The sequence below is a fragment of the uncultured Halovibrio sp. genome (assembly GCF_913056445.1).
Lineage (GTDB): Bacteria > Pseudomonadota > Gammaproteobacteria > Pseudomonadales > Oleiphilaceae > Halospina > Halospina utahensis_B.
Genome location: NZ_CAJXMA010000027.1, coordinates 24,685 through 31,119 on the forward strand (window position 1 = coordinate 24,685; position 6,435 = coordinate 31,119).

Here is a 6,435-nt window from a genome sequence, read left to right on the forward strand (position 1 = left end):
GGCGCATGGCAATGGACCGGGAACACGCGCGCCAGGCCCTGCCCGGCAGCATGAAAAGTGTGGAACAGGCGCTCTCGGAACTGGCGCTGCACAGCACTGTGCCGCCATCCCCCGAGGCCTTTGCCAGTGTGCAGCCCTTCTGCGTGGATACCATGAGCTTCCCGGAGTGGGTCCAGTTCGTGTTCCTGCCCAAACTGGAGGGCATGCTGGAAGGGGGCGAATCCATGCCTCCCTGGTGTGATGTGGCCCCCATGGCCGAAGAATACTTCCGGAACCTGGAGCAGGATGGGAGCCTGCTGATCGAGGCGCTCCGGCGGCTGGACGAGCTGGTAACGGCCGCGCGCTAGGTCTCCGTAGCGTCGGCCTCGTCCGGTTCCTGGGCCAGTGGCCAGCGCTCCCGCACCCTGTACACGGGACCGTGCAGGCCCTGCTCGCTTTCGTAGAGACAGACCTCGGCCACTGGCAGTTCCGCCTGCCAGGGCGTGGCTGTTATGGGGCGCGGCTTGCGGTCCCGGAAATGGGCGACCGTGATGTGTGGGCGCCACTGCTGTTCCTGCCGGGAATGCCCGAGTGTCTCTGCCAGGCCCTCCCTGAGGGTGCGCTGGAGCGTTTCGATGGTGGGGGAGGCGTAGCCTTCCAGAACCAGGTGACGGGGGCTGCCGGGATCGGGGAAACCCGCCACCTGACGGAAGTGGATCCGGCCCGGGCGCGCATCGGCCAGCAGTTCACCCACCCGTGGTATGACCTGATCATCCAGTACCCGCTGCGGGACGGCGCCCAGGAACACCAGTGTGAGATGCAGGTTCGCCCATGGGGTAACCCGCAGCGGCGGCAGGGCGTGGGTTGAGGCGTTGACCGTGGCCATCAGGGGTTCCGCCACGGATTGCCCCACTGGCACGGCAAGAAAGCTTCGGATCGCGTCGGCCACCTTCGGATCCTCCTCTGTCGCAGGCACCCCGTCTGACCCTCACTATAGACGTTTACCGTCCGTTGTGCCGTTCAGGCCTCATCCCGTATGCGCAGCGAAAGGTCCACGGCCGTGACATCCTTGGTCAGTACGCCCAGGGAGATGAAATCGACGCCGGTTTCCGCAATGGCCGCCAGGTTCGCCTCCGTGATGCCGCCGGAGGCCTCAAAGCGGGCCTGACCACGGTAGCGTTCCACCATCCGCGCCATGCTCTCCAGCGGGAACTCATCCAGCATGATGCGTTCGGCGCCGGCAGCGATGGCCTCCGCCACTTCCGCTTCGGTTTCGGTTTCCACCTCCAGGGGCACATCCGGTGATGTCTGCCGGGCACGCTCAACGGCGGCGGTTATGGAGCCGCAGCTGGCGATGTGGTTCTCCTTGATGAGAATGCCGTCGTACAGGCCGATACGGTGGTTGGCGCAGCCACCACATCCGACCGCGTATTTCTGGGCGATGCGCAGTCCCGGCAGGGTCTTGCGGGTGTCCAGGAGTCGGGCCCCGGTATGCGCGATAAGGTCTGCATAGGCGCGACAGCGCGTTGCCACACCGGAGAGCGTCTGGAGCCAGTTGAGCGCGATGCGTTCGGCGGTGAGCAGGGACCGGGCAGGGCCGGTGATGGTGAGGAGGTGCGAATCCGCGGCGACCCGCTCCCCCTCACTGCAGTGCCAGACCACGCTCAGGCGCGGGTCCACCTGCCGGAAGCACTCATCCACCCAGGGTCTGCCGGCGACCACCGCCTCATGACGCACAATGACCCCGGCTTCGACCACGCGCGCCGGATCAATAAGGGCGGCGGTGCGGTCACCGGAGCCTTCATCCTCGGCAATACTGGCGGCGACATCGCGTGTCACTGCCTGACGCAGTGTGGCAGCGGGGATCGGGTTCATCATGGTCTGGCCCTTGCTGGCGGTGGTCACAAAAGGTGACAAATTCTGACACAGATTGACGCGCTCCGACTCTATAGTGGAACCGTTGAAAATCCAACCGGCGTTTCGCTGAAGTTCGGGAGCCAGACAGATGAGCCGTGGAGAGAATGTAGTCACCCTGGGGCAGTCCGGGGAAGGGCGCCAGCTGCCATCCCCGCTGATCAGCCTGCGCGACAGGGCGGCGGTCCGTTTCCGCACACTGCTTGACGCTTTCTTCGACAGCGCCGATGACGCGCTGTTTGATCTGTCCGAGCGCTCACGCTCCAATGCCGAGCAAACCACCTACTTTGATGCCATGCGTGAACTGCGCATGCAACGCAAGTCCATGACCCTGGCCTTCCAGCAGTGGCTGAGCCGTGCCTTCAATGAAGGTGGTCACTTCGAGCCCGCGCCGGGCCGGCACAGCGAAGGGGAGTCCGACCTGGAGTCGCTGTCGCTGGTGGAGGACGACGACCTGGAAGAGCAGGTGGCGGTGGACAATATGATCCAGCGCATCCGCAACCGCTACACCGACCAGGTGGAGCTGCTGCGCCAGCGGGTGGCGGAACTGTTGCGGAACCCGGACCTGGCGTCCTCGCGCAATCCCCTCGGGCCGGAAGTCATCTGTCACGGCCTTGCTGAGGCCTGCTCCTCGCTGTCCATCGATATACGCTCCCGGCTGGTGATCTATAAGCTGTTCGACAAGCTGCTGATCAACCAGCTGGATAACCTGTACACCGAGGCCAATCAACATCTCAGCGATGAGGGTGTGCTGCCCAACCTGAAGAATCCTATGCCGCAGCGTCAGCGCCGCAACACCAGTCAGGGTGCGCCGGCCGGCACGGCAGGGCAGACCAGCAGCGGCCCGGCTGCCGGTGACGGGGCCGAGCGGTCCAGTGGCACCGACATCCGCAGCCTGATCGAGATGATGCATTCGGGCGGTGGCCAGGGCGGTGGCATGCCGTCCGGCTCCATGGGTGCCGGTCAGGGCTTCCCGGTCATTGGCGCTGGTCAGGGGGCTACACCGGTGCAGACATCCGAGCTGGTGCAGATGCTCTCCGGTGTTCAGCTCTCGGCCGAGGCCTCACAGGCGGGTGGTATGGTTCCTGTTGTTCAGGGACTGGTTAACAGCAATGATCGCAATGTGCGCCAGGTGGATTCGGACGTGATCAACCTGGTTTCCATGCTGTTCGATTTCATCCTTGAGGATCGCCGCCTGCCCGAGACGATGCAGGCACTGATAGGCCGGCTTCAGATTCCCATGGTCAAGGTGGCCCTTGTGGATCCGGCCTTCTTCGAGCGTGGTGGTCATCCTGCCCGTAAACTGCTCAATGAGCTGTCCTCGGCGGCGCTGGCGTGGAACGAGAGCAACGACAGCAGCCGTGATCCGCTCTACGAGAAGATGGAATCCGCGGTCAGCCGGATCCTGAATGAGTACAGTGATGACGTGAGCGTCTTTGAATCCGTTCTGGACGACTTCACGGCCTTCATGGAGAAGGATCGGCGGCGGCGTGAACTGGTGGAGCAGCGCCTGCGCGATGCCGAGGAAGGGCGCGCCCGGGATGAGCAGGCCAGGGCCGAGGTGGAACGTTTCCTGAGCGAGGCACGGGCCCGGTACACGGTGCCGGAGAGCCTGCAGGGCTTTCTGGAGAGTGCCTGGTTCCGTGTGCTCAAGTGGCATTACCTGCGCGAGGGTGATGAGGGCGAAGGCTGGAAGGCGCAGTGCGAGCTGACCGACAGGCTGCTCTGGAGCCTGGACCCAGCACCCTTCCTGGCCTCCACCCGCTCAGTGCTGTTGCGTGAGATCCCCGGCATTGTGCGAAGCGTGCGCGAGAGCCTGGAAAAGATCGGCTGGGATCCCTTTGAAACGGACCGCAGCCTGCATCAGCTTGAGCTGGTGCATGTGGATGTGCTCCAGCGCCTGAAGACCGCACCGAAGGAAGAAGCGCCGCAGGAGACCACCGGCGGCAGTGAGCTGGATCTCACCAGCGAGGCGCCCCCAGGCCTGGCCGAAGCGTCCGGTGATGAGCTCGCTGCGGAGCAGCCGCTTGAAGCGCCTGCCGAGGTCGTGCCCGAGCAGCCCGAGGAAGAAGCCGAGGCGGTGACGCCCCCGGATCTGAGCGTGGGGGCCTGGCTTACATGGCAGCCCCCTGAGGGCAGCCCTGTGCGCTGCAAGCTGGCGGCGGTCATCCGCGCCACGGGCAAGTACATCTTTGTTAACCGCAACGGCGCCCGGGTGGTGGAGTACATGATGCCGGAGGTCAATCAGGCCCTGGCTGATGGCACCCTCGAGATGCTGGATGATGGCCTGATCTTTGACCGCGCCCTGGAGTCGGTCATCGACAGCCTGCGCCAGGGGCAGACCGCCTGAGGCTTCGGGTTCCCTCTTGCAAAATATGGCCACTGTGCTTCACTGCCGCCTGAACCCGCGAGTGAGGCAAGCGCATTGGCCAGTGATCCTGTTGAATTCCTGATGCCCAACCCGGAGGGATGGCTGCCGGCGGCGCAACCCAGGCCCTCGGACAACCACGATGCCCGGCCTGCAGAAGCCGGCGTTTCGCTGCTGGTGATTCACGGTATCAGCCTCCCTCCCGGTGAGTTCGGTGGCGACGCCATCGAGCGCCTCTTCTGCAACACCCTGGACTGCAGTGAGCACCCCTGGTTTGAGCGGCTGCGTAACCTGCGTGTATCGGCCCACCTTCTGATCCGGCGCGACGGGCAACTGGTGCAGTTTGTTTCCCTGCTGGATCGGGCCTGGCACGCCGGGCGTTCCTGTTTCAATGGCCAGGCGGAATGCAATGACTTCGGCATTGGTATTGAGCTGGAGGGCACCGATGACACGCCCTACACGGAAGCCCAGTACGACTGCCTGATTCCGCTGGCCCGGGGCATCATGCGCAGTTTCCCGTATATTACCCCGGACCGGGTTGTGGGGCATGCCGACATTGCGCCGGAGCGCAAGACCGATCCGGGGCCCGCCTTTGACTGGCCGCGGCTCCGGCGGGGCATTGCACAGACGGCAGAGGGACTGAGCTGATGCGTCTTCTGGTGATTCTTCTGGCCTGGATGCTGCGCCGGCAACTCGATGCCCGCGGCTGGCTGGATCCGGGGTACTGGCAGAGGCGGCTCCTGGAGCATGCGCCGCCGGAGAAGGACGGGGGGCGGGGTACGCTGCGCTGGCTGCTGCCCCTGTACGGACTGCTCGTTGTTCTCACTGGTCTGCTTTCATGGGGGACAAGTGGTATCGCCGGGGGGCTCTGGGCAAGCCTGCTGGCGCTCGCACTGCTGGTGGCCGGTACCGGTATGCCGGGCTGGCGGGCACCGCTCAGGGCCTACAGTGCGGCCTGGCGCACCGGGGATATGCAGGCAGCCTGGCATCATGTCTCGCCACTGCTGCCTGTGGAGCAGCGGGGCGCGGCACTGGCGCCGGAACAACTTCACCTGAGCCTGTGCGGTGCGCTGATCCAGACCACCTTTGAGCGCTACTTCCTGCCGCTGTTCTGGTACGCTCTTCTGGGCCCCGCCGGGGTGGTACTGATCCTGGTCGCCCTGATGCTGCGCGACCACTACCCCTCCACCAGAGTCCGCGCCCGCTTCGGGCGCTGGGTTCACTGGCTCGCTGTACCGCCGCGCTGGCTGCTGTCATTCAGCTTTGCCCTGGCGGGAGACTTCTCCGGCTGGTCGGGTGAACCCCGTAATCGCCGTCCCCGGCGGACCGACAGCTGTGGCGAGGTGCTTCTGATCGCCGCCGGCAGCGCCCTTTCAAGCTACGCCCTGGATCCTGCCCGCTTCCAGGCCCATGACCCGGATGGCTGGCCGGATTACGGTCACAGGAGTCTGCTGGCCGTGCGTCATCTGCTGAACCGCAGCCTGCTTGTCTGGCTGGCGGTTCTGGCTGTGCTCGCGCTCATGGGGATTCTGCCCTGAAGGCTCAAGATCCGCGGGAAAAAGTCGTTAAACAGCCCATGGAACTGACGGATCAGGCTTGTCCCGGTGCATATCTGACCTAGACTTCCGGGCACGGAATGATTCAGAGGCTACTGTGAATCGAATAACGCCGCATCGGAGTGCGGCACATAGGCGATAGCGCCGGCAGGATCCAGGGCCGGCCTGCCAGTACGACTGGTGTGTTTGAACGCTCGGAGGGCGTACCGTGAAGAAACTGCTGACCCCTGCCATTCTGCTGATGAACAGGCTGAAGTTTGTCTACAAGTTCAGCCTGATCAGTGTTCTGTTCCTGATCCCTATAGCGGGACTGGGGTATCTCCTGGTGAGCCAGCTGAATGCCTCCATTGATGACCTGAACAAGGCGATCGATGGTACAGAGGCGGTTGCCGAGGCCAATGACCTGGTGCGCAGTGCCCAGCGCTTCCGCGATTACCACACGGTGGTGCGGGTGCGGGAGCTCGAAGGCGGACTCCGGGACAAGTCGCAGCAGGCCAGGGCGGCCGTTACCGAGCAGCTGCAGGTTCTGAGCGACTATGCGGACACCCTGGATAACGGCGATACGCTGAAGGCCCAGCTGGATGACGTCACGTCGGCCTGGAACCAGATGCTGGAGGA

Annotated in this window: 7 protein-coding genes; 5 read left to right on the plus strand and 2 right to left on the minus strand. The window is 64.4% G+C overall.

Features of this window, described 5'->3' with window-relative positions; translation table 11 throughout:
• The first annotated feature begins 5 nt into the window (after positions 1-5).
• Positions 6-347, plus strand: a complete 342-nt coding sequence (locus tag QZ501_RS07440) for a YqcC family protein (RefSeq protein ID WP_295718441.1) — start codon at positions 6-8, stop codon at positions 345-347.
• Here the strand turns inward: QZ501_RS07440 and thpR are convergent.
• Together thpR and nadC are read right to left on the minus strand one after the other, a co-directional pair.
• A complete protein-coding gene (thpR, locus tag QZ501_RS07445) occupies positions 344-928 on the minus strand; it encodes an RNA 2',3'-cyclic phosphodiesterase (protein ID WP_295718443.1) in 585 nt (194 codons plus the stop codon). The two genes, QZ501_RS07440 and thpR, sit on opposite strands and share 4 nt — an antisense overlap.
• Positions 929-999: 71 nt before the next feature.
• The gene (gene nadC, locus QZ501_RS07450; RefSeq protein WP_295718445.1) at positions 1,000-1,884 is read right to left on the minus strand and encodes a carboxylating nicotinate-nucleotide diphosphorylase; all 885 of its coding nucleotides are present in this window, start codon (positions 1,882-1,884) and stop codon (positions 1,000-1,002) included.
• 100 nt (positions 1,885-1,984) lie between these two features.
• Between nadC and QZ501_RS07455 the strand changes: the two genes are divergently transcribed.
• The 4 genes from QZ501_RS07455 to QZ501_RS07470 all read left to right on the plus strand — a co-directional run.
• Entirely contained in the window at positions 1,985-4,243 is a 2,259-nt protein-coding gene (locus tag QZ501_RS07455; RefSeq protein WP_295718447.1) for a DUF1631 domain-containing protein, read from the plus strand.
• A 102-nt stretch (positions 4,244-4,345) separates the two neighbouring features.
• Positions 4,346-4,909: a 1,6-anhydro-N-acetylmuramyl-L-alanine amidase AmpD gene (ampD, locus tag QZ501_RS07460; RefSeq protein WP_295718456.1), complete on the plus strand. Its 564-nt coding sequence runs from the start codon at positions 4,346-4,348 to the stop codon at positions 4,907-4,909.
• Positions 4,909-5,799, plus strand: a complete 891-nt coding sequence (locus QZ501_RS07465) for a hypothetical protein (protein WP_295718449.1) — start codon at positions 4,909-4,911, stop codon at positions 5,797-5,799. Before ampD ends, QZ501_RS07465 begins: the two co-directional genes overlap by 1 nt.
• Positions 5,800-6,025: 226 nt before the next feature.
• Positions 6,026-6,435: hypothetical protein (locus tag QZ501_RS07470; protein WP_295718452.1), on the plus strand; the 410-nt coding region annotated here is incomplete at its 3' end.